Origin of the sequence: Lysinibacillus sp. JK80, from assembly GCF_027557635.1 — a bacterium.
Lineage (GTDB): Bacteria > Bacillota > Bacilli > Bacillales_A > Planococcaceae > Lysinibacillus > Lysinibacillus capsici.
In genome coordinates this window covers 1,768,051-1,789,333 of sequence record NZ_CP058997.1, presented here as the reverse complement: position 1 = coordinate 1,789,333, position 21,283 = coordinate 1,768,051, and the positions used below count along the sequence as shown (strand labels likewise).

Annotated in this window: 21 protein-coding genes; 14 read left to right on the top strand and 7 right to left on the bottom strand. The window is 34.6% G+C overall.

Annotation, left to right across the window (positions count from 1 at the left end; all coding sequences use genetic code 11):
- The first annotated feature begins 3 nt into the window (after positions 1-3).
- Positions 4-1,350, top strand: coding sequence for a sodium-dependent transporter (locus HXV90_RS09460; protein ID WP_036080548.1), 1,347 nt, complete (start codon positions 4-6; stop codon positions 1,348-1,350).
- 572 nt (positions 1,351-1,922) lie between these two features.
- Here HXV90_RS09460 and HXV90_RS09455 read toward each other — a convergent pair.
- The 4 genes from HXV90_RS09455 to HXV90_RS09440 are packed head-to-tail and all read right to left on the bottom strand — an operon-like array spanning position 1,923 to position 5,632.
- Entirely contained in the window at positions 1,923-2,309 is a 387-nt protein-coding gene (locus HXV90_RS09455) for an STAS domain-containing protein (protein WP_009370722.1), read from the bottom strand.
- Positions 2,310-2,347: 38 nt separating this feature from the next.
- Positions 2,348-4,045, bottom strand: coding sequence for a methyl-accepting chemotaxis protein (locus tag HXV90_RS09450; RefSeq protein WP_048391281.1), 1,698 nt, complete (start codon positions 4,043-4,045; stop codon positions 2,348-2,350).
- A 27-nt stretch (positions 4,046-4,072) separates the two neighbouring features.
- Positions 4,073-4,492, bottom strand: coding sequence for an ATP-binding protein (locus tag HXV90_RS09445; protein WP_054550610.1), 420 nt, complete (start codon positions 4,490-4,492; stop codon positions 4,073-4,075).
- 6 nt (positions 4,493-4,498) lie between these two features.
- Positions 4,499-5,632: a response regulator gene (locus tag HXV90_RS09440; protein ID WP_269898870.1), complete on the bottom strand. Its 1,134-nt coding sequence runs from the start codon at positions 5,630-5,632 to the stop codon at positions 4,499-4,501.
- A 582-nt stretch (positions 5,633-6,214) separates the two neighbouring features.
- On the opposite strand from HXV90_RS09440, the gene glnA reads away from it, so the two are divergent.
- Both glnA and HXV90_RS09430 read left to right on the top strand, forming a co-directional pair.
- A complete protein-coding gene (gene glnA, locus HXV90_RS09435) occupies positions 6,215-7,549 on the top strand; it encodes a type I glutamate--ammonia ligase (protein ID WP_048391277.1) in 1,335 nt (444 codons plus the stop codon).
- A gap of 85 nt (positions 7,550-7,634) precedes the next feature.
- On the top strand, positions 7,635-7,829 hold the full coding sequence (locus HXV90_RS09430) for a hypothetical protein (protein WP_048391275.1): 195 nt from the start codon (positions 7,635-7,637) through the stop codon (positions 7,827-7,829).
- A 35-nt stretch (positions 7,830-7,864) separates the two neighbouring features.
- Here HXV90_RS09430 and HXV90_RS09425 read toward each other — a convergent pair whose 3' ends face one another.
- Positions 7,865-8,248 carry an NUDIX hydrolase gene (locus tag HXV90_RS09425; protein WP_269898869.1) on the bottom strand — a complete coding sequence of 128 codons (384 nt, stop codon included), beginning with the start codon at positions 8,246-8,248 and terminating at the stop codon, positions 7,865-7,867.
- A 255-nt stretch (positions 8,249-8,503) separates the two neighbouring features.
- Between HXV90_RS09425 and HXV90_RS09420 the strand changes: the two genes are divergently transcribed.
- Positions 8,504-9,367: an AraC family transcriptional regulator gene (locus HXV90_RS09420; protein WP_066036610.1), complete on the top strand. Its 864-nt coding sequence runs from the start codon at positions 8,504-8,506 to the stop codon at positions 9,365-9,367.
- Positions 9,368-9,535: 168 nt separating this feature from the next.
- Positions 9,536-10,039, top strand: coding sequence for a pyridoxamine 5'-phosphate oxidase family protein (locus tag HXV90_RS09415; protein WP_269898868.1), 504 nt, complete (start codon positions 9,536-9,538; stop codon positions 10,037-10,039).
- Between the two features lie 50 nt (positions 10,040-10,089).
- On the opposite strand, the gene HXV90_RS09410 is transcribed toward HXV90_RS09415, so the two are convergent.
- Positions 10,090-10,596: a GNAT family N-acetyltransferase gene (locus HXV90_RS09410; protein ID WP_054550613.1), complete on the bottom strand. Its 507-nt coding sequence runs from the start codon at positions 10,594-10,596 to the stop codon at positions 10,090-10,092.
- A 133-nt stretch (positions 10,597-10,729) separates the two neighbouring features.
- Between HXV90_RS09410 and HXV90_RS09405 the strand changes: the two genes are divergently transcribed.
- Complete coding sequence (locus tag HXV90_RS09405) at positions 10,730-11,500, top strand: GNAT family N-acetyltransferase (protein ID WP_269898867.1); 771 nt, start codon at positions 10,730-10,732, stop codon at positions 11,498-11,500.
- Positions 11,501-11,539: 39 nt separating this feature from the next.
- On the opposite strand, the gene HXV90_RS09400 is transcribed toward HXV90_RS09405, so the two are convergent.
- A complete protein-coding gene (locus HXV90_RS09400) occupies positions 11,540-11,803 on the bottom strand; it encodes a Parvovirus coat protein VP1-like protein (RefSeq protein WP_081011051.1) in 264 nt (87 codons plus the stop codon).
- A gap of 182 nt (positions 11,804-11,985) precedes the next feature.
- Here HXV90_RS09400 and HXV90_RS09395 point away from each other — a divergent pair, with 182 nt between their 5' ends.
- From HXV90_RS09395 to HXV90_RS09360, 8 genes are all read left to right on the top strand, one after another.
- Positions 11,986-13,035, top strand: coding sequence for a DUF418 domain-containing protein (locus HXV90_RS09395; protein ID WP_269898866.1), 1,050 nt, complete (start codon positions 11,986-11,988; stop codon positions 13,033-13,035).
- 136 nt (positions 13,036-13,171) lie between these two features.
- Positions 13,172-13,828 carry a hypothetical protein gene (locus tag HXV90_RS09390; protein WP_269898865.1) on the top strand — a complete coding sequence of 219 codons (657 nt, stop codon included), beginning with the start codon at positions 13,172-13,174 and terminating at the stop codon, positions 13,826-13,828.
- 23 nt (positions 13,829-13,851) lie between these two features.
- Positions 13,852-14,211 (top strand): glutathionylspermidine synthase family protein, encoded by a 360-nt coding sequence (locus tag HXV90_RS09385; protein ID WP_269898864.1) that lies wholly within the window; start codon positions 13,852-13,854, stop codon positions 14,209-14,211.
- A 161-nt stretch (positions 14,212-14,372) separates the two neighbouring features.
- Entirely contained in the window at positions 14,373-15,125 is a 753-nt protein-coding gene (locus HXV90_RS09380) for a hypothetical protein (RefSeq protein ID WP_269898863.1), read from the top strand.
- 543 nt (positions 15,126-15,668) lie between these two features.
- Positions 15,669-16,094: a phBC6A51 family helix-turn-helix protein gene (locus tag HXV90_RS09375; protein ID WP_269898862.1), complete on the top strand. Its 426-nt coding sequence runs from the start codon at positions 15,669-15,671 to the stop codon at positions 16,092-16,094.
- Between the two features lie 68 nt (positions 16,095-16,162).
- Positions 16,163-18,610, top strand: coding sequence for a hypothetical protein (locus HXV90_RS09370; RefSeq protein WP_269898861.1), 2,448 nt, complete (start codon positions 16,163-16,165; stop codon positions 18,608-18,610).
- Positions 18,611-18,620: 10 nt separating this feature from the next.
- Positions 18,621-20,342 carry a site-specific integrase gene (locus HXV90_RS09365; RefSeq protein ID WP_269898860.1) on the top strand — a complete coding sequence of 574 codons (1,722 nt, stop codon included), beginning with the start codon at positions 18,621-18,623 and terminating at the stop codon, positions 20,340-20,342.
- Positions 20,335-21,081, top strand: a complete 747-nt coding sequence (locus HXV90_RS09360) for a hypothetical protein (protein ID WP_131519552.1) — start codon at positions 20,335-20,337, stop codon at positions 21,079-21,081. Before HXV90_RS09365 ends, HXV90_RS09360 begins: the two co-directional genes overlap by 8 nt.
- Positions 21,082-21,283: the final 202 nt, after the last annotated feature.

The following is a 21,283-nucleotide window of genomic DNA, read 5'->3' as shown; positions in this document are numbered from 1 at the left end:
GAGATGAGTGGAAAAAAAGGACAATGGTCTAGTAAATTAGGTTTTATTTTAGCATCAGCTGGTGCGGCGATCGGACTAGGGGCAATTTGGAAACTTCCCTATGTAACAGGACAAAGTGGTGGAGGAGCATTTTTCCTTATCTTTGTATTATTTACCTTGTTAATAGGACTACCGATGTTATTGTCCGAGTATGTTTTAGGACGTGGTACACAATCCGAGGCTGTAACAGCGTATAAAAAAATTGCTCCAACTAAGCCAGGATGGGCCTGGATTGGTCGAATGGGCGTGCTAGGCTGTTTTTTATTATTAACTTTTTATAGCGTTGTTGGAGGTTGGATCTTTATTTATAGCGGGCTAGGTGTAGCTGGCGCGGTAATTGATCCAGCAGTAGATCCTGCTGAATTATTTGGAAAAATTATAGGCACGCCTTGGATTACGCTAGTTGGTCTAGTGTTGTTTACATTAGCCAACGTACTTGTGATTTCATTAGGTGTACAAAATGGGATTGAAAAGGCCAATAAATGGATGATGCCGTTACTTTTCATAATGTTCATTGTCCTTGTTGTGCGTGCAGTTACATTAGATGGGGCAATGGAAGGGGTAAAATTCTTCTTATGGCCTGATTTCTCGAATATTACGGGTAAGGCATTATTAGAAGCCTTAGGGCAATCGTTCTTTGGGTTAGCAGTAGGTTTTTCTTGTCTAGTTACATATAGCTCTTATCTAAAAAAAGATGTCAGTCTTCCGAATTCAGCGGGTTCTGTAGTGCTGTTAACCGTGCTTGTTTCATTTTTAGCAGGTTTAGCGATTTTCCCTGTTGTGTTCGCCTTTGATTTAGAGCCAGCAGCGGGTCCAGGTTTGCTATTTATGGTGCTACCAACAGCATTTAGTCAAATGCCATTTGGTGAAGTGTTTTTAGCCATGTTTTTATTGCTATTTTTATTTGCTACATTAACGTCATCATTTAGTTTATATGAGATTATCGTCGCGGCATTTATGGAGCATAGTCAGAAATCGCGTCCAATGTGGACACTTTTACTTGGTATAGTCGTGTTTATTGCAGCCATTCCAGCAGCGCTTTCTTCGAGTGTTTTATCGGATATAATGATTTTTGAGAAAAGTATCTTTGATGCAACCGATTTTTTAGTGTCGAATATCATGCTTCCGCTAGGGAATTTATTCATTGCTATTTTTATTGCCTATGTAGTGGATAAAGAATTTGTGAAGAGAGAATTGCTAACGGGAAGTCAAATGGGACAAGGGTATTATTCGACATATCGTATGTTAATGCTAGTTGTTGTACCGATTATCATTCTAGTTGTGTTTGTTAATATGCTACTGCAGTATTAAAGAAAAGGTATATTCCGCCATAGGAAAAATACCTTCTCTTAGTGTTAAAAACATAACAGTCAATAGAAAGGTAGAAGTGGATTTCTATTGCAAGGCTACTTGCTTTCCTGTGGGCGAGTGCCAGCAGCTTCCTCCGTGTAGGGGCTCACCTGTCTTGTTAATCCACGGGAGTCAAGAAGCCTTCCGCACCAACCCAAAAAATCTCAATCTTTTTAGCAAAGGTTTTCAAATAAAGTAAAGGAGTTCATTACCCTTTATGAAGAGGTGTTGTCACTCATCACTTCTCCACATTGAAAATAAGAGCCTATCCCCTCTAAGAATACAAATAATGGGTAGATTTGATCGCTATGCTACTATGAGGTAAAGACACTTTGTAGAATGGTTGATAGCGTCACTCCTATGGGATTTAGCGGCTCATCGGACGCCCCCCCTGGAAAGGACGCTGGCGGAACGAAAATCAACCTCTCGCCTTGCAAAGTTACTATTTCTACCGTTGACATCTTCTTTTTTTAACAACATAAAAAGGTGTATTCCGTCTAATAGGAATACACCTTTTATTATGATTATAGAGATTAATAATCGTTAAGTGATAGCTCACCTAGCCAATCTTCTTTAATAATCTTCCTTGCTTGTTCTTCACTTTCGGCAATAGGGAATACTTTATCAACCTGTGAAATAGCGAATAAGTTGCGAATGAAATCATCGACGACAATAATGGCGATTTTCTTATCTTTTACAGACACCTTCTTAGCAAAATTAACGATCATCCCGAATCCAGTACTATCAATATTTGTTACCCTTTGCATATCGATAATGTATCCGTGTTTTGTGTCTAAGCTAAGTGTTTGCAGCTCTGACTTTATTTCTTCAATCATCCCGTATTCTAAATCGCCTGTAAACGCAATCACAATATAATCAGCCTTTGTGTCAATATTCATTGCAATTTTCTTCTGATTCATCCTATAGCGCCTCCATTTTTCTTTTCTTGTTTGGGGATTTATTCAAACTTAAATTTATTCACTTCATTTTGTAATTTATCAGCAATTGATGATAACTCATCTGAGCTTTGTGTAATTTCGGCAACAGTCGCATATTGCTCTTCTGAGGTTGCGGCAATCTCTTCTGTAGCTGCTGCAGCGTCCTCGATGATGCGAGAAATATCTTGAATGGCTTGTTGCACATCTAGGGAGTTGTCGTTAACATGTGTAAATGCCACTTTCATTTGTTCGACACCTTCTTCAGTTTCGACAACTTTCTCCACGATTTCTTTTAAGGCACTTCCGCCTTTATTGATGATCGTTACTTGCTCCTCGACAGCTAGTAAATTACTTTCCATTGTTCGTACGGTCACAGATGTTTCCGCTTGGATATCATTAATAAGATTAGTAATTTGTCCAGCTGCTAAACTTGACTGTTCAGCTAATTGACGAACCTCTGATGCAACGACAGCAAAACCTTTCCCTTGATCACCTGCTCGTGCTGCCTCGATGGCCGCATTGAGTGCTAACAGATTCGTTTGTTCTGCGATGCCAGTGATAACGGTAATAATACCACCAATTTCTTCAGAGCGCTTGCCTAATTTTTGGATAGAATCTGTTGCATAAGACACTGTTTTCGTAACATCACTTAGATGCATAATCGCTTCATTGATGGCTTCTTCTCCTTTACGTGCGATATGAGTGGATTCGATAGCGCTATTTAAAGTGATTTCAGCTTTTTGTAAGCTCTTTGATACTTCCTCAAGCGTTTTTTGCATCATTGAAACTATTCGTTCAGCCTGATCAGATTGAGTGGTAGTACCAACGGCGATTTCATTCATTGTTAGTGCGATCTGATTAGATGCTTCGCTTGTTTGATGTGATGATTCTGCCAAAGTGTGTGATGACTTTGCAATTTGATGTGCACTACCAGCCACAATCTTTATCGTCTCTGTTAAATGATTTTTCATACTACTAAATGCGCGTGCTAATTCAGCGATTTCATCTTTGCCTTTAGGGTTTAACAGTTTAACATTTAAATTTAGTTCTGCTAGTTCCTTGGCATTGGTACTTAGAATGTTAATAGGATTAACAATTTGCTTTTGTAAGAACCAACTAATTCCTCCGATCATTACAATGGCGATCACTAAGGAAATCGCTACATTCTCCAGTGCTGATTTTGTGGCAATGCTTATATAAGGAGCGGTAGGGACAGCGGTTGCCCATACACCGATAACCTCGCCTTGACTATTTACAATCGGATCATAGGCTGCTTGATGCAAACTTCCTAAGACATTGGCAGAACCGATAAAGCGCTTTTTTTCTCCTAGTACAACAGTAGCAACCTCGTCAGAAACCTTTGTATTTAAAGCGCGTTCACCATTATCCACTATATTGGTACTTATACGCGTATCGTTTTGAAAGATGGATACAGCATTCCCGTTTGTGAGTTCTCCAACTTTATCAGCTACCTCAAAGTTTTCTACCATATTGATATCGCCCTTATAGAGTTGGTTGTTTTTAATGGACCATTCACCAGGATATTTAGCGTCTAAATATTCATAGCTCAACTGTATATCTGATAAAAGCTTTGTATCAGCACTTTCTAATAGATTGTTCTTGGCAACAAAAAAATTGACTCCTGCTAAAAGGGAAGTAAGTAAAATAATACAACCAAATATAAGCAGATTCATTTTCTTTCGTATAGATAACTTCATTAAAACGCCCCCAATTTTACGTTTACTTTATAGATGAATCTTTTTGGAAATACCAACTAAAAATTTTGTTTCAGAAATATTTTCGAACCAAATATGGTCGACCATATTTTTGACAAAAAATAAACCGCGTCCACGATCAGCATAATCAAATTTGTCTAAATCGAATTGAAGAACTTTGTCCCAGTCCTTTTCGTCAATGCCTTTTGCTTCGTCAGTGACTGTTATTTTTATCTCTTCGTTTGATTGAGTTACTTGTATTTGAATCTTCTTTTGAGCGGGTGTATTAATTTTTCCCATAGCCTCTACGGCATTGATGACTAGTTCATGAACAACAAATCTTAACTCTCGTTTATAAGGTAGATTATATATCTCTGTATAATTCTCCATTACTTGATCAATAAAGGCTATAGCTTGTGTATCAGGATTTACATTGAGTGTGAATTCCATCTTCAATCACCTACCCTTTAATGTAATTGTTATTGAAACGACTGTGATGTCATCGCTGTAATCATTATCAAATAAATTGTACTTTTGAGAAAACTTTTGTAGTGCATAGCTGTTATCCTGTGAAGCATAGGCGTAGAAAAAGTCCATATCAATTGAGTTTTGCTCGTTCAATGTTAATAATCCATCCGTATAAAGAATAATACGATGCCAGCCTGATAAAGGTATTGTTTTTTTATTTATTTGAATAGTAGGGAATAGTCCGAGGATAGGCGTATTCGCTGGGAGGAAGACTGTTTCTCCAAATTTTCCAAATAAAAAACCAGAAGGGTGAGCCGCATTCACATAGTGCAAAGTGCCATTTTTTGTATCTAGAAGTATGTAGATTGCTGTCATTAAAAAACGGTCCATATCCTCATCAGAAAATAGCTCGTATATTTGGCGGTTAAGTTCTTGGATTACTGCTACTGGATCAATTAACTTAGTAATCATTCCTTTTAATAATGATCTGATGGACATAGTAACGAGTGATGCAGCTATGCCATGCCCCATTGCATCGTACAGAAGAATGGCGGTTAAATGATCATTAATCCTAAACCAACAGTACATGTCACCTCCTAGTGTATTGGATGTTACATAAAGACCATCAACCTGTATTTGCTCAAGATTTAATGGAGGAGATAGTGCGTTCTTTTGGAATTTTTTTGCAATAAATAAATCTTTTTGAATCATACTTTCTTGCTGCTTTCGAAGCTTGGCTTCCCTCTGATATTTTAAGGCTACTTGAATTCGAGTCTTAAAATGAGTAAAATCAAACGGCTTTAAAATAAAGTCGAAAATGCCTGCTTCAAAAACCCTATCGATTGTTATGTTTTTTTCGTAGGTAGTAGATAGAAGGATAGGGACATCTATCCAATTTTTAAGTACATGAATGTGCTGACAAATTTCCTCGCAATTGCTGAGTGTCATTTTCGTGTCAAGTACGATTAATTCCAGCTCATCTTTCAAAGCTGAATCTACTAAATAGTTCATTGCTGCTTCCGTTGTTGAAAAGCAATAAATATTGGGGATGCTGATACGATGAAAATACTTTTGCAGACGTAGCACATCATTACTTACGCTGCCAATAATTAATACTGACATGCCTACTTAATTCACCGCCTTATGTATCTATAACTAAATATTTCCTGGAAGCCAACATAATGATTTCTAACCATAATTATATACTCCGTATTTACTGATAATATGAATAAATTAAAATTCTAATTTGCTATAAATTTACCAATAAATATCGCATTATACAAGGCTTTTGTGATATAAAGTAAAACTTAATCAATAGGATTTTTGACATCTTGGTTCTTGGATAGGGTTCGCGGGTTATCTTTTTAAAGGTGTTCTTGATATATCTACAATTGATGCATGGGGAAGTAGTGAATGCTTCGTCTCGTCATGATATAGACTGTTTATTTTTAGAATGACGAAGGATTTTTATAAGACTAAAGGCCTTTTGTATAAAATGGTAATTTTGCCCTTTTTTAAAGATGAAAGATCGCTATTTGAGATGGAAATGCGGTAAGAAAAATTAATCTAAAATAAGGATTAATATATTCGATAAAAAGCATGTCATAAAACCTTACATACATATTGCTTATTCTTCAAATTTAATGTATTTTTAGAGAAGTTATAAAAAACGTGTTAATTAAAATTACATTGGAGTGGTGGAGAATGAAACATTATACCAAAGAAGATATTATACGCCGAGTAAAGGAAGAAAATGTGAAATTTATTCGCCTACAATTTACAGATATTTTAGGTACAATCAAAAATGTGGAAGTTCCTGTCAGTCAATTAGAAAAAGCGCTAGATAATAAAGTTATGTTTGACGGCTCTTCAATCGAAGGTTTTGTGCGTATTGAAGAATCAGATATGTATTTAAAGCCAGATATCAATACCTTTGTGATTTTTCCTTGGACTGCTGAAAAGGGGAAAGTAGCACGCTTTATATGTGATATTGCAAGACCAGATGGTACACCGTTTGAAGGAGATCCACGCTCCAATTTAAAACGAGTATTGAAGGAAATGGAGGAGCTGGGCTTTACGTCGTTTAATTTAGGGCCAGAGCCTGAATTTTTCCTATTCAAGTTGGATGAAAAAGGGCATCCGACACTGGAATTAAATGATAGTGGAGGCTATTTTGATTTAGCGCCAACTGATTTGGGAGAGAACTGTCGTCGTGATATTGTTTTAGAGCTAGAGGGGATGGGCTTTGAAATTGAAGCGTCTCATCATGAAGTAGCACCAGGCCAGCATGAAATCGACTTTAAGTATGCGAGTGCTATTGAGGCATGTGACAATATCCAAACATTTAAACTGGTGGTAAAAACCATTGCTGCACAGCATGGTCTCCACGCAACATTTATGCCAAAGCCACTATTTGGGGTCAATGGCTCAGGAATGCATTTTAATCTCTCATTATTTGAAGGTGATAAAAATGCCTTCTATGATGAACATGCAGACTTGCAATTAAGCGCAACCGCACGTAGCTTTATGGCAGGAATTATGAAGCATGTGCATGGCTTTACAGCTATCACGAATCCACTTGTCAATTCCTATAAACGATTAGTGCCTGGCTATGAAGCTCCTTGCTATGTAGCGTGGTCTGCTCAAAACCGCTCACCATTAATTCGCATTCCAGCAGCACGTGGCTTATCTACACGAATTGAATTGCGCTCAGTTGATCCAGCAGCAAACCCTTATTTAGCAATGGCTGTTATTCTAGCATCTGGGCTGGATGGTATACGAAAAGATTTAACACCACCAGCCGCGGTAGACCGTAATATTTATAAAATGACAGCAGCAGATCGGGAGTTGAACGGGATTGATAGTTTACCATCCTCATTAGAATTTGCGCTAATTGAATTAGAGATGGATACCATTGTTCGTGATGCATTGGGGGACCATATTTATGATAAATTTACAGCTGCCAAAGAAATTGAATGGAATAAATATCGCACACGTGTCCATAACTGGGAGCGTGAAGAATATTTAACGATGTACTAAAGGTGTTGGGGCTTTTTTAGCTCCAACTTTTTTATGTGACATGTACTTCTTTTTGCTCTATCATAAGATTAAAGGAGTGTGAACGATGACACAGATAACTCAAGTTGTGACAATTCAAAACAATGATATTGTGCAATTTGAACTTGATATTAACCGTGCTTTAGTAGATTTAAAAGGCTTTTTCATACTTGATATCAAATACAATACGCTCTTTATTGGAGAGCAGACAGTCATCCATTCTGCTTTAATTATTTATCAGCAAAACAATTACACTATTTAACAAGAGGGGTCATGTCGATGAGACGTGACTTTTTTTTATTTAAATAACGATAAGAGAAATACCCGATCTTCTGGAAATGTTAGGGGTAAAAGTGCTACTTCCTCTTTAGATTTCCATGCTATGTCATATATTAATTCATCGGGATCATGTATCATCATTTGTCCACCTATTAAGATGGTTTGAAAATAGCGAACTTCCACTACTTCATTGTACTTATAATAAATTTCCTTAATAATATCTACTGTATAGCCTGTTTCTTCATAAACTTCTCGTACACAGCAAGTCTTAAAATCTTCCGTGGCCTCTTTTCCACCTGATGGCACAGTCCAAGTTTTCTCTTCATCAACAGTTCCTTGTAAAACCATTAATAACTGATTACTTTCATTCAAACAAATAGCAGCAGCACCTAACCATTTCATCGCAAAGTCCCCCTATATCTTCTCTTATACCGTTTTACCATTTAATAGAAAATCTTGTAAATATATTTTAGAAATATTTTGGATGTTTTGATTTTTACTACAATGGAATTTTAGGGAAAAATAGTGAGTGAGATAAGAAATTAAAAGTGGGGAGCTAGTCAAAAAATGCTTTCCATTTAACCTGTCCAAAGTTAGCATAAAAAGACAGGTTATACAGCGATATCTATTTTAAGATGGAATCAAGGAGTGAAAGCAATGAGTTGGATTGAGTCGATACAAAAGGCCATTAATTATATGGAGGAGCATTTATTAGAGGATATTACGATTGAACAGATTGCGCAGGAGGTTAATTCTTCTGTCTTTCACTTTCAGCGAACATTTGCCATTTTGACAGATATGTCTATTGCAGATTATCTGCGGCGAAGAAGATTAACATTAGCTGCACAAGAATTGCTGGGTACTGAACAAAAAATAATCGATCTCGCCTACAAATACGGCTATGAAACTCCTGAAGCCTTTACTAAAGCGTTTCGAAAACAGCACCATGTTACGCCTAGTGAAGCAAGAAAGAAGCAAGGACCATTACAATCATATAATCGCCTGGTCATACAGGTAAGCTTGAAGGGAGCGGAACCAATGAAATATAAAATTATTGAAAAAGACAAGTTTCAAATTGTGGGTGTAAAAAGAACATACAACTGTCAAAATGGGGAGAATACAACGGAAATACCTCTATTTTGGCAAGAGGTAAACCAAAGTGGCTTTGATCATCAGCTATACCAATTAAATAATGGCACGGTCAATGGCGTATTAGGTGTTTGTGTACCAAATACTGAACAGGGACAAAAGGGCTTCATTGATTATTGGATTGCTACTGATCATGTAGGAGAAGTAGGGGAAGATCTCTTAACAATGGAAGTACCTGCATCCAAATGGGTTATCTTTGAAGTACATGGACCTATGCCTGATGCAATGCAAAATACGTGGAAACAAATTTATTCTGAGTGGTTCCCATCCAACCCATATGAACCAGCAGGAACAGCAGAGTTAGAGGTTTATCCTGAAGAGGATGCTTATAGCCCTGATTCGTATTCAGAAATTTGGATTCCAATTAAATAACAAGAAAGCCAAGGATGCTATACTAGTGCATCCTTGGCTTTTATTATTCTATTAAAAAAATTTACCCTTTTTTTAGTTTTGTTAAAGATGTAAAATATATATATGTTTAAAATGAACGGTTTAGCGGTGTTTATTAATCGTTACATAATTTCATGAGGGGGTTAAGAAATGATGAGAGGTAAGATTCAAAACAAACGTGTTGAAATTTCACAAGAGGATGCACAGCAATACTTAAAGTTTGGAAAAGTTGCGCATGTTGCAACAGTTGATGAGGAAGGTTTTCCTTATGTTATTCCGTTTGTCTATGTATATGAAGGGGAGGACAAACTATTCTTGCATATTGGTAATCTTCGAGAAAGTCACTTTTGGTCAAATATCAAACAAAATCCTAAAATTTGTATAGAAGTTTGTGATATGGGTGATTTACATCCAGGTAAAAAATATGCCTGTCAATCCGCACTAGTTTATCAAAGTGTTGTTTTGTTTGGACATATCGAAAGAATTGAAGAGGAAACGAAAAAAGAATGGTTCTTTGATGCGTTACTGGAGAAGTATGGCAAGCCTGAATGGACATTTGAAAGAGAAGGCTATCCGATTATGCCGAAAATTGAACTATTTGAAGTGAAAATAGAAAAGCTGACAGGGAAAATTAATCACGGCATGTATCATTAATCAAAAAGGCTAAGTATTGGTTGAATTCTACCATGCTTAGCCTTTTCTTCTTACGATTTTGTTAAAGTGTAAAGTTGTAGAGTATCTTCAGTATTGTGCTTCTCTTGGTAAATGAAATTCAATTTTTTTAAAACCTTGATTGAATTGATATTGGCAGCGTCAACTTCTGCAGCAATTGTTTCCATTTTCAAGTGCTTAAAGGCATAATCAATTAAAGCAGTTATAGCTTCTGTTGCATAGCCTTTTCCCCAATATTCCTTGCCCAAATCATAGCCAATCTCTGTTAGAGCATTGTCATAATCAAGCATATTAAAGCCACATGACCCAATGATATGATTGGATGCCTTTTCAAAAATAGAGAAGCGGATTGCCTTGTGTTGCTTAGCTAATTGTTCTAGAAGTTCAATCATTTCCAAGGCTTGCTCTTCTTGTGTAAACTGAGTAATGTTCATATACTTGGTTACATCAGGATCAGACCAAATGGTTAATAAACTTTTAGCATCAGCTTTCTCCATTTTTTGTAACCGCAATCTTTCCGTGTCGATATTTTCAATCAATACTTTTACCTCCAAAATTATGATGATGTTGGATGAAAAATATTGCTATCTGCGCATAATTCAGTCCCTTCATATGGATATAAGTTTATTATAATAGAAATGATACATACTGCAAAATACTGGAGGAAATAGCATGATAAAAGTCTCGGAAGAGCAATATCCTATCATTAAACAATTTATTTCAAGAGCCCCGACATTTGTGTATAGTATACTAGATCGAATGATAGAAGGAGCTGTCTATTCTGATACAGCTGCTTTTCAAACATTATTATTTCACACGAAATCAGGGATATACTATGTATATGGCGATGAAAATAAGACTTCGATTGATTATCAGCTTGCCTATTGTTTGCAACAGGCTATAGAACAACAGAAACGGTTTACCTTATTTTCTTATTCTGAACAGTGGAATACTAAAATCGAACAATTGTTAAATAACCAGCTGAGAAAGCTAGAACGCTATACATTTACATTTGATGAAAATATTTATAATCATAGAGAGAAGCATGGGGAACGTGATTACGAAGTCAAATCTATTACTGAACCCTTGATTAAAAATTCACTGGAATTTGATCAGACATATTATGAGGAATATTGGGGTTCTACCTCTAATTTCCTCAAAAATGGCTTTGGCTTTTGTTTCGTACATAAAGAACAAATCATTAGCGAAGCCGTCTCAATATTTAAATCAAATGAGTATGCAGAAATTGATATTATGACAGATTCGAATTTTAGAGGACAAGGATTAGCAAGTAGCATTGCAGAAGCATTTATAGATCATTGTCTTGTCAACCAGCTAAAGCCTTGTTGGGATTGTGATATTTCGAATACAGGATCCATTCACCTAGGCACAAAGCTTGGTTTTACAACACCACAAAAATATACTATCTATACAAAAAGCTAGCCCACGCGGTTATTAAAACATCGTGAGCTTTATCTGCTTTTAAAAGAAACGATTGCGTAATTCAAAAACTCGATAGAATAGTCTAGCGTCTCTAGCCATTTTATTTGGAGCGTTCATATGGGGACGGAGGCATTGTTGAAACAATTCATCACAGTATTTTGTGCTACCGTGGCGTTCATAGCATTCATCATGCAGTTTACAGCAAGCATCCACTGCATTTGTAGGCGTACCTGGTCCTGAGCAGCCAGGACCACAGTATCGGTAGCCGGGATAACAAAAACCGAGCTTGCGATTTCTATTCATCTCCTAAACCTCTCTTTTCGATGTTTTTACTATAAAATATGTAATATTTCATCGTAGAAGAGGATAAAAAACTATAAGACTATTCTTTTTGATTTGTAAGGTTCCTGTAAGCTTAAAAATAATTAGTTGTAAGGATGGGGAGTTATGCTAGCTATAGCATAAAAGATAAGGAGTTTTTCAACATGAATCCATCCGTTACACAAAAAGAACGAATCATTGCCTTAGATATTATTCGAGGATTAGCGTTATTTGGTATTTTATTTATTAATGTAGGTGCCTATCAGCTCTTGATGGAGGGTGCACCAATGCCTGATATGAGCGGAATCAATGGAGTTATTGATTCACTTATTAATATTTTTATAGAAAAGAAATTTTTCTCTATCTTTTCATTCCTATTTGGGGTTGGTTTTTATATTTTTGCTACACGTGCAGAAGCGCGGGGAGATAGACCGAGAATGCGCTTTGCAAGACGCTTATTGGCTCTATTGGTTATAGGTATTATTCATATTTTTATTTTTTGGGGCTCTATCCTAGCCATTTACGCAGTGATTGGTTTTTTATTGCTACCATTTTACTCTGCGAAGGTTTCAACCATTTCTAAATGGTTGTTTACGATTATCACACTGCATATTCTGGCATTATTAGGACAAATGTATATGCCATCTAATACAGTTTCGTCAGCTATATTTGGCTTTTTAGGCAATGATGCCGTAGCCATCTTTATTATGTTTTTAAGTGGATTTTTAGTAGCAAAAGCTGATTGGATTGGGCACATTGGAGCACATAGTCAAAAAATAAAATGGTTGCTTTATAGTACTTTCCCGTTCTTTATTGGATGCTCATTATGGATTTGGTTTGCCTCACAAGCAGATGACCAACAGCTTCAATCTATCATTGGCTTAGGGGTTGTTCCAACAACCTATTTTTATCTAAGTTGTTTGTTTATTCTATTAGAACATAAAACAATAGTGAAGCTACTTCAGCCAATTGGACGTGTGGGGCAAATGGCCTTTACAAACTATTTAGCGCAAAGCTTTATTGGAACAGCCATCATTTCATTAATGGGGCTAGAAGTAGTTTCACCATCAGATATTGTAGTGATAGCGAGTATTACGTTTATCATTCAAATAATTTTTAGCGTGATTTGGTTTAAGTTCTTTACAATAGGACCATTTGAAAAATTATGGCGATATATGACTTATGGAAAAAAAGTCGTGTCCAAACAATCATAAAATACTGTAAATCCCAAACAATCCTACTGTTTGGGATTTTTTCTGCTAAAATAAATTGTATGTTTTTGTAAAAAATGAAACCTAAAATAGGAGATAATCGTAAACTAGGTACCAGAAATAAAGGAGCGTTTATAATATGGCTAAGCAAATAAAAAAATATATGGCTGTGACAACGGCATCTTTGATGGCTGTACAGCTTGCAGCATGTGGAAATAGTGAAACTCAAACAGCAGAAGAATACCCTTTAACTACTTCTAATCGGATAACTGAAGATCAAAATCAAGCAAATACAAGTGATGAAATAGAAAGTGTTTACAATAGTGAAATGGCTGATACCTGTGATGAATGGCAAGAAGGTGATGATGGTTCCTTTGAATGTATCGATGAAAATTCACCTTACTATGCCCAGCATTTCTTTAATGGTTTGATGTATGCAACGGCTGGAGCCATGATAGGAAGTGCGATATATAAAAGTCGCAATTTAAAAAATGGTACAGATCGGGATGAGCAAAGCAATGGTGGCGGCTCAGCAGTGCCACGATCGTCATCAAGCGCTAATGATGAAAGTAAACAAACAAATGGTATAACAAACAGTACGCAAAATAAGGCTAGTTCAACTTCAGGTAGCTCAACTTCAAGTGGATCAAATTCTTATTCGAGTGGACAACGCTCCTATTCGACGGATAGTTCATCAAAGAGTTCCAATTCCTACTCCAATAGCTCTTCCTCAAGCACAGGAAAATCGGGCTTTGGTTCAGGCGGGGCATCTCGTGGCGGCTCGTCCTCCTCGTAAGGTTAGGATAGGGAGTGAAGAACATGATGAATCACACACAGCAACGACAAGCATTTTACTCAAAATTCCCTGATTTCTTTCCTGACTTTGAGGATTTAGAGTACGCATTATATGATGTTTTAGAATTGCCAAAGCAACAAATTGATCAACTTCATTATGCAACACAAATGCTTTGGCGCATCTTTTTAAAAGTCGGGAAACAATTTAAACATTTATCGGTTGATCAGCTCTTAGCCTTAGGTATTCGACCAGAAATGATCCCATATATTCAATTAGATTATTTACAGCAGCAATCAATTCTGGCACGATTTGATTTTATTTGTACAGAGGAGGGCTACATTAAATGTTTAGAGTTAAATGGAGAAACCCCTTTTCTTGTATAGTAAGTATGGTTTAGGGCGGAATTTGAAATTTAATACTTATACATAGTAGAAACCCTTGAGCCTCAATAGATTGGAGGCTTTTTTTATTTCCCCAAGTCATATGAAAAGCGGGAAAATTATGATAGTATATATATAGATATTATTGGTAAAGGAGAAAATTTATGTTATTAAGTGATCGATATAGGTGGACTACAAAAGACGTACCAATAGAAAACGTCTTAAACAATGGGCATATTGAAGATGATAGAGCAGTAATAATATGCGTTGAGGATAAAATGAAAGGGATAAAGTTTCCACATCCTATTACTCATTTTATTAAACAGATATACGCTCATAAAGGTACTTCAATAAACACACAAAAAAATGCAGCTAGGGAAATATGTAAGTTCTTGAATTTTATTAACAAACAAATTTCATCGAATGAAGAAGAATTTATGATGTTGAAGGAAGAAGGAATTCCTGGTTTACAGCCAATTCATGGTGCAAGATATATAACCTTTTTAACGAATGAGAGGGATAAAGACAACAAACAAAAAGATTATAAGTATGTTAAAAACATAGAGAGATATTTAACAATATTTTATAAGTACCTATCCGACATGGACATAATAGAAGATATAGAGTTTGTTGATCATGTAGACAAGCTAGACAGAATAATTGTAGAAACTCCTTTCGACGACCCAAAGTTTGGCATTCAATATCCGAAAAGAAACGATGGCGAAAAAATAAAATACAAATTAAAAGACTTTGGTAACGAAACGGAAAAAAGAGACCAAATGATTGTAGAATTCCTAAGGGTTGCTGAAGTTACATGTCCAGAAATTGCGTTTGGTATAGGATTACAAATATTCGGTGGACTTCGTAAAGGAGAAGTTGTAAATATAATGAGCAGTAGTCTTCCAACAAATTTTTAAATGGAGAAAATGCAATCGTAATCAAAGATAATCAAAAAACGTTATTTGAACGTCTTAAAAGCCAAGGTAAACAAGAAGTGAAGAGACCTAGATTACAACTGTTTTTTGCTAACGAGTTATTAAGAGATATGTACAAGAGTCACCTAATTAGAATTGATTCACAAAAGAATCGTCGTAATATGTATGCTTTTTTTTAAACAAGGATGGAGAAGCAATCTCCGGGGAATCATATGAAAAAAAATTTGCCAAAGTAAAACGAAAGTATATTGAAATTTTAAGAAAAACAAATGGTAGATACAGTGATTTCAAGATACTTGATGAGTCTATATGGGGAACGCATATTGGTAGAGGTATTTTTACAAATATTTTATTTGATTTAAAAATAGATGAAATACAAATGGCAATTTTGCGTGGTGATATGAGTACACTATCATCAAAGGAATACATCGACAAAAGGAATGCATTAGCTCACTTCCAAAGCGCTATGAACGGAATTTATAAAACAGATAGTCTATCTAAAACATTAAGCTTTGAGGTGAAATAATGGAACATAATAAATTTACAGAAGGACAGATGATAGCTATTTCTATTCTTAGCACTCCTGACAGAAATGGACTAACTCTGGCGGAAATAGCGGAGAAATCAGGTGTCCCTTACTGGACATTAGCACGATGGAGAAAAAATGAAATCTTCATGAAAGAAGTTTTAAAACTAAACCCTTTATATTACGAGAAAAGTTTATCAAATGTTCAGTTAGAAGTTATAGATTTATTATCAGAACCTAAATATAAACGATTAACTCAGAAAGAAATAGCAGAAAAAATGAACATCTCAGATTCCACTATTGGTTATTGGTTAAAAAATGATTTGTTCAATTCAGAACTGAAGAAGAGAACAGATGAGAAGATGATTAGCAATCCTATTAATGAAAAATTTCTGATGTACAACTTGAAGCTATTCAACTGTTAACTAATTATAAAATGAAAAATCTTACTCACAATTCAATAACGGGAAAATTAAAAATTCATAGAAGTAAATTGAAATCTTGGCTAAAAGACCCTTATTTCTTAGCGGCTATCAAGGAAGCAGAAGAAAAAAACAATACTGATTATTTATCCCCTATTCAACTTAGAGCAATAAATCTCGTTTCTAATGAATTAAAAAAAAATATCAACCTATACAGAATAGCTAGGATGTTAAAAATTTCTTATAAAACTCTTATTTCTTGGTTAGAAGATGAGGTTATAAAAAAACTAGTTATAAAAGCTGCTCAGGATAAAAATATTCCTTTAGAGAAAACCCCATTTTCCCTTCTAATTAGACAGAAAAGAAAATATGGCGAAATACTTGATGAAACAAACACGTATTCAAAGAAGCAAGTGATGGAATTATTATCAATTAATTCTGAAAATGAATTTTATAAGATTATACAACATCATCCTATCCCATTTATTTATTATAATGGTGCTTACAAATTTTACATCAAAGCAGAAGTTGAAAATTTAGTGGCAATTCAAAAGCAGTTGTTGTCAGATTACGTAACAGTTGAACAAGTACAAGATATGTTATCAGGAACAGAATTAAACTTTAGAAGTCAATCAATGAAAGATGGAATCGAGGAAACAAGCCCAGCTATAGTAGCTTTAATACGCCCTATTCATAAGAGAGTTTCTAAGCTATACAAAAAGGACGATGTCCTTGCTTGGAAGAATAAACAGTTATTAAAGATTTCGGCGAATACTATAAGCTTGGATAATTCATATGAGACTTTCCTTTATAGGTTGGAAATTAAGGAAAAGATGGATGATACATTGTATTTAAATAATTTTGGACCATTCACTAAAGAGAGTTGGTTAGCTTATGTAAGAAATAAATTAAAAAATTCAACTGCCAATCAAGAGACACTGAACAAGATGATTGGTACATTCATACATTGTACTTCAGAGCTAAATGAATTTTTGGGAAGTAAAAAAAGTCATGAAATTTATTCGTTTAATTCAAACGAAATAAATATGCTTTTTAATGGAATAGGAAAGACACATGCGGAAAGTATATATCTTTATTTAAAGAATATTTCAGATAAGTATGAAGAAGTGAGAAAACGTGCTTATAAAATAGACAATATAACTAATCCTTTTGAAATACCTCCTACCAAAAAGCATTCTAAAGAAATTTATGATTACAAAACATTTAAAGATGTTATGAAATTTTGTAACAATATTTCTTTTCAAAAGGAACGAGCTATCTCGGATATTATTGAGGAAATCAATAAAAAGAAAAAGAAATATAAATATTATGGATCGAGTTGGTTGTACATGCTTATGCATTTAAATAACGCATGGAGAAATTCAGATGTTATAACTTTTCCACGAATCAGTTTAGAAGGAACAAGTATCGTAGACTTGGAGTGGTTAAAAGAGAATGATATCCCTCCTACTGATGCAGATATTATCGTAAATCAAATTCAACGGAAAGATTTAACTATTTCTAAAACTCAAGTGAAAAACCACTTTTTTATTTCCGATGAATTAAAGTTAGCTTTTGCAACAGCAGCAGCTATTTGTGAATTGCGTGTACAAAAATTGAATCCTTTGAGAACAAATTTAATCGATTTCGGAACTAAAACTAATGTATTGACACCATCAAAGAGCAAGAATTTTCTTAAAGAATTAGATAACGAAGAATTTGTTTTTGGTTCCAAAAAGATGAATCGAACTTTAATGTCTTACGTTTATTCCATCTTGAGCAAAATGAAAGGTAGTGATTATGCGTTAAAAGTAGTCCAAAATATGCGTGGTCATGTTGATGAAGAAACCACGTTGATATACGTAGATTTAACGCAAGAAGCTGTAGACGATTTGACAAAACAATTATTTGATAGAGGGGCATTTGGGTTTATTTATGATACATTTATTGATTTCATCAATGGTGTAGAACTGAATAGGCACAAAAGAACATTGGAAATACAAAGTTTAAAAAACAATTTCGGTAGCCTAGAAAACGTAGAACACTTATCTGGTTTTATAAATTCAATACAACAAGAACGCCAAGCTATCATGGATACAATTTATTCATTAGGATTAGAAGAGGCTAGATTATATGTTAACAAAATACATGCGAATGTAATGTTGGGTAAAGATAAAGCTACACAGTGTTTGGTATATAAAAGTAAAGGATGCTTAAAACCCCATTTACCGTGTTTAAATTGCGTTTATTCTATTCCTAACTATTACACCCTTTCTGTATTGGCGGATAGCTTAGAACGACGTATAGAGGGGTATTTGATCATGTTAAGTTCAGAAGAAGCAAATTATAATGAACAAAGAAAATACATTCGCCTGCTATACACAGAATTGGAGTCGTTTTTTGAAGCAAAAGGAAAATTCGATGAAGAAGTTTATACTTTCTTATCTATTAGCAAAGAAGACTTTATAGAAAAATTAACGAACTTACCCGCTAACAAAGAAAATTTTAATTTAGAGTAAGGTGGAAGATATGCATAGTGCCAGTGGAATAGAGGATTTAATTGATGTAGAAGAATTAGCTAATGAAACGTATTCGTTAGAAGTAAGTAAAGAAAAAGCACGATACATTTTAAACAAAATAGACGAAGAAGATGTTAATTTCAAAACAACTTTCAAAGATAATATATGGACATTTTCTTGCAATACACGTATAGGCAGAACACACTCCATTAACTTTAATGATCTAGAGTTGATTTCTAAGAAACATAAGGGAATCAAAATCTTAGAACTAGTTAAATGTTGGTGTGCAGAACTTCTTGATTCTTATGTACCATCTACAGTCACACAAAAAACTAATCAGTTAATTTCAAGTATTTATAAAACAGATTTTTTTAGCGAAGAAAAACTAGATGATTTTATAAATTATCTTTCAGAAGAAGTGTTTGTTTTTAGCAATGTTTCTGTTATGGAATATGTTAACAATTCTAAAAGTAATTTGAAAAATGCTCACAAAGTTTTAAGTATCATAAACAGCGTCGTATCATTTATCAATTATTTAGATTTATCCGGACATGAAAGTTATGTACGGGAATTAGTGAATTTAAGGAGGAAAATACCTAGAGATGTCAATAACAGACTTCTTCCTAAATCTAAGGATGTTTTAACCCTAAATAATTGTATTGAACATTATTTTGAAAATGGTTTTAGTTGTGAAAAAGTAATACATTTCTCACCTATATTAATTTGGTGGAAATTAACTAACATCATTCCTATGCGTATTAGTGAGTTTTGTAATATCAGTAGAGATTGCTTAGATGAAGAAAACTGCACGATAACATTACCTAGAATAAAAAATACTAATTCGAAAAGAAATCTCCAAAAGATAAGCACTATCGCTATAAATAAAGAGATGTTTGATTTGATAAATGAATATATTATAACAACAGATTCATACGGAAGAAGCGATACATTGATTTCTTGGAAAGCTATTAACGAAACAGGTTCAAACATTTCTAGTGCTTATAGAGATTACTGGTTTAGTAAAAAGGCTCCTGAATTTATACATAGCAGTAGTTTTCATAATTTATTAAAATCTTTTTATAAAAATATCGTTACAAAATATTATCACAAAGATTACGAAAGAGAAGTTAATCCTAATGACACGCGTCACTTTGCATTTTGTTCTCTTATGTTACAAGGAATATCACCTGTTGAAATAGCTCGACTAGGAGGGCATTCAACGATTGAAGCTCAATATCATTATTCCAATCATACGGAGTATTTCATAGACATAGAAGTTAAGAAGCTTATGGAGTCATACCGAATAAAAAACGGGCAACTTAGTAATTCGACAATTAGCGGTCTTGAATTTTCCAGAAAAGATGTAGAATCGAAAAGTTTTAATTATCCTAAAAGCAGCACCCGTTTAAAAATGAATATTGGATATTGTACAGATGAGTTACAAATATGCGAAAGCGAAGACTGTATGCTTTGTAGCAAATGGTGGATTTCTCCTGAAGAACTTGTAGATAATCTTCATTTAATTGAGGAAAAAATAAATTCTAGAAAACAAAAAATAACAGAGTTATCAGCATTTTTAAAAACGTTAAATGAAAATATTACTACTACAATGTTTAAAGAGGGATTAATGAAAGAAGAGCTAGAGGCGTTCGAAACAAGCGCTAACGAGATCAAAAGCCATATTGAAGCTATAGCTCGCTTTAAGGAAATAGAGGGAGATGTTTATGAGTAAGAAAAGGAAAGGTAGACCAAGCCTAGAATACGATGAACAAGAACTGTATAAGATAGTTCAGCATTTTAGAGAGAATGTAAGACCAACTGGATTAATAAAGTACGCAGAAATATACAGATTTCATATTGAATTACATGAGAAGAATCCGGAATTATATAGCAAAACATTTAGTCAAGACTTTTGGAAACGCGAAGGACAACCAGGCAGGAAAGTGATAGATACAGCAAACGCCATTAGGACCGTAAAAATTGTTAGAGAAAACGAAATAGAGACAACAATACCGAACATTATAGATGTAATCGATAGGTACGCGAACAATAAAGAGAAACTTCATACTCATTTAAATCCGATAGTGGTTGAGTTAAGACGCATCGCAAGGGAAAACGATACTTTAAACGATAAAATGGATAAATTGAAAATCGAGTTAATAAATGAGAAGGAAGAAAAACGTCGATTAATGGAAAAGGTCTCTATACTGGAAGAAACCTTAGCTAAACTGTTTTATTATAGCGAAAAAAAAGGAACACCTTTAGAGAACTTATTAGATATTAATAACGCTAACAAACGTATTAAACGAGCTTTAAATAAAGCATTTGATTATGATAGCCTCACTGATTTTTATTTTAAAGCTTCTAACGATAATGCATCAGAGGCGGGAGAACCACCCTCTTCGGAAAACGTTGTACCATTTAAAAAACCTAATAAAAGCATAGTAGATGAATTTAAAGATAGGTTTTAAAGTAAAAAACCTCCGGTGAATATTGCGGACTAAAAAGACCAACTGTGCGCTAAATTAAGCCATACAGAGCCACTCAGTGCGACTGGAGAGCCATTTAACATTTATTGAGGGTGGTTATGACACAGTTGCAAGTACTATTATAGATATTTGATTAATCAAGTACTCAATTTTTTTATTAATCTTAATAGAAAAAAAGATGATA

Excerpts from the sequence above, each read along its gene's own strand:
- HXV90_RS09460 (WP_036080548.1), top strand. The coding sequence starts at position 4 with ATGAGTGGAAAAAAAGGACAATGGTCTAGTAAATTAGGTTTTATTTTA.
- HXV90_RS09395 (WP_269898866.1), top strand. The coding sequence starts at position 11,986 with ATGAATCCATCCGTTACACAAAAAGAACGAATCATTGCCTTAGATATT.
- HXV90_RS09450 (WP_048391281.1), bottom strand. The coding sequence starts at position 4,045 with ATGAAGTTATCTATACGAAAGAAAATGAATCTGCTTATATTTGGTTGT.
- HXV90_RS09420 (WP_066036610.1), top strand. The coding sequence starts at position 8,504 with ATGAGTTGGATTGAGTCGATACAAAAGGCCATTAATTATATGGAGGAG.
- HXV90_RS09425 (WP_269898869.1), bottom strand. The coding sequence starts at position 8,248 with ATGAAATGGTTAGGTGCTGCTGCTATTTGTTTGAATGAAAGTAATCAG.
- HXV90_RS09455 (WP_009370722.1), bottom strand. The coding sequence starts at position 2,309 with ATGAATCAGAAGAAAATTGCAATGAATATTGACACAAAGGCTGATTAT.
- HXV90_RS09390 (WP_269898865.1), top strand. The coding sequence starts at position 13,172 with ATGGCTAAGCAAATAAAAAAATATATGGCTGTGACAACGGCATCTTTG.
- HXV90_RS09405 (WP_269898867.1), top strand. The coding sequence starts at position 10,730 with ATGATAAAAGTCTCGGAAGAGCAATATCCTATCATTAAACAATTTATT.
- HXV90_RS09440 (WP_269898870.1), bottom strand. The coding sequence starts at position 5,632 with ATGTCAGTATTAATTATTGGCAGCGTAAGTAATGATGTGCTACGTCTG.
- HXV90_RS09415 (WP_269898868.1), top strand. The coding sequence starts at position 9,536 with ATGATGAGAGGTAAGATTCAAAACAAACGTGTTGAAATTTCACAAGAG.
- HXV90_RS09365 (WP_269898860.1), top strand. The coding sequence starts at position 18,621 with ATGCATAGTGCCAGTGGAATAGAGGATTTAATTGATGTAGAAGAATTA.
- HXV90_RS09380 (WP_269898863.1), top strand. The coding sequence starts at position 14,373 with ATGTTATTAAGTGATCGATATAGGTGGACTACAAAAGACGTACCAATA.
- HXV90_RS09375 (WP_269898862.1), top strand. The coding sequence starts at position 15,669 with ATGGAACATAATAAATTTACAGAAGGACAGATGATAGCTATTTCTATT.
- glnA (WP_048391277.1), top strand. The coding sequence starts at position 6,215 with ATGAAACATTATACCAAAGAAGATATTATACGCCGAGTAAAGGAAGAA.
- HXV90_RS09430 (WP_048391275.1), top strand. The coding sequence starts at position 7,635 with ATGACACAGATAACTCAAGTTGTGACAATTCAAAACAATGATATTGTG.
- HXV90_RS09360 (WP_131519552.1), top strand. The coding sequence starts at position 20,335 with ATGAGTAAGAAAAGGAAAGGTAGACCAAGCCTAGAATACGATGAACAA.
- HXV90_RS09445 (WP_054550610.1), bottom strand. The coding sequence starts at position 4,492 with ATGGAATTCACACTCAATGTAAATCCTGATACACAAGCTATAGCCTTT.
- HXV90_RS09385 (WP_269898864.1), top strand. The coding sequence starts at position 13,852 with ATGATGAATCACACACAGCAACGACAAGCATTTTACTCAAAATTCCCT.
- HXV90_RS09400 (WP_081011051.1), bottom strand. The coding sequence starts at position 11,803 with ATGAATAGAAATCGCAAGCTCGGTTTTTGTTATCCCGGCTACCGATAC.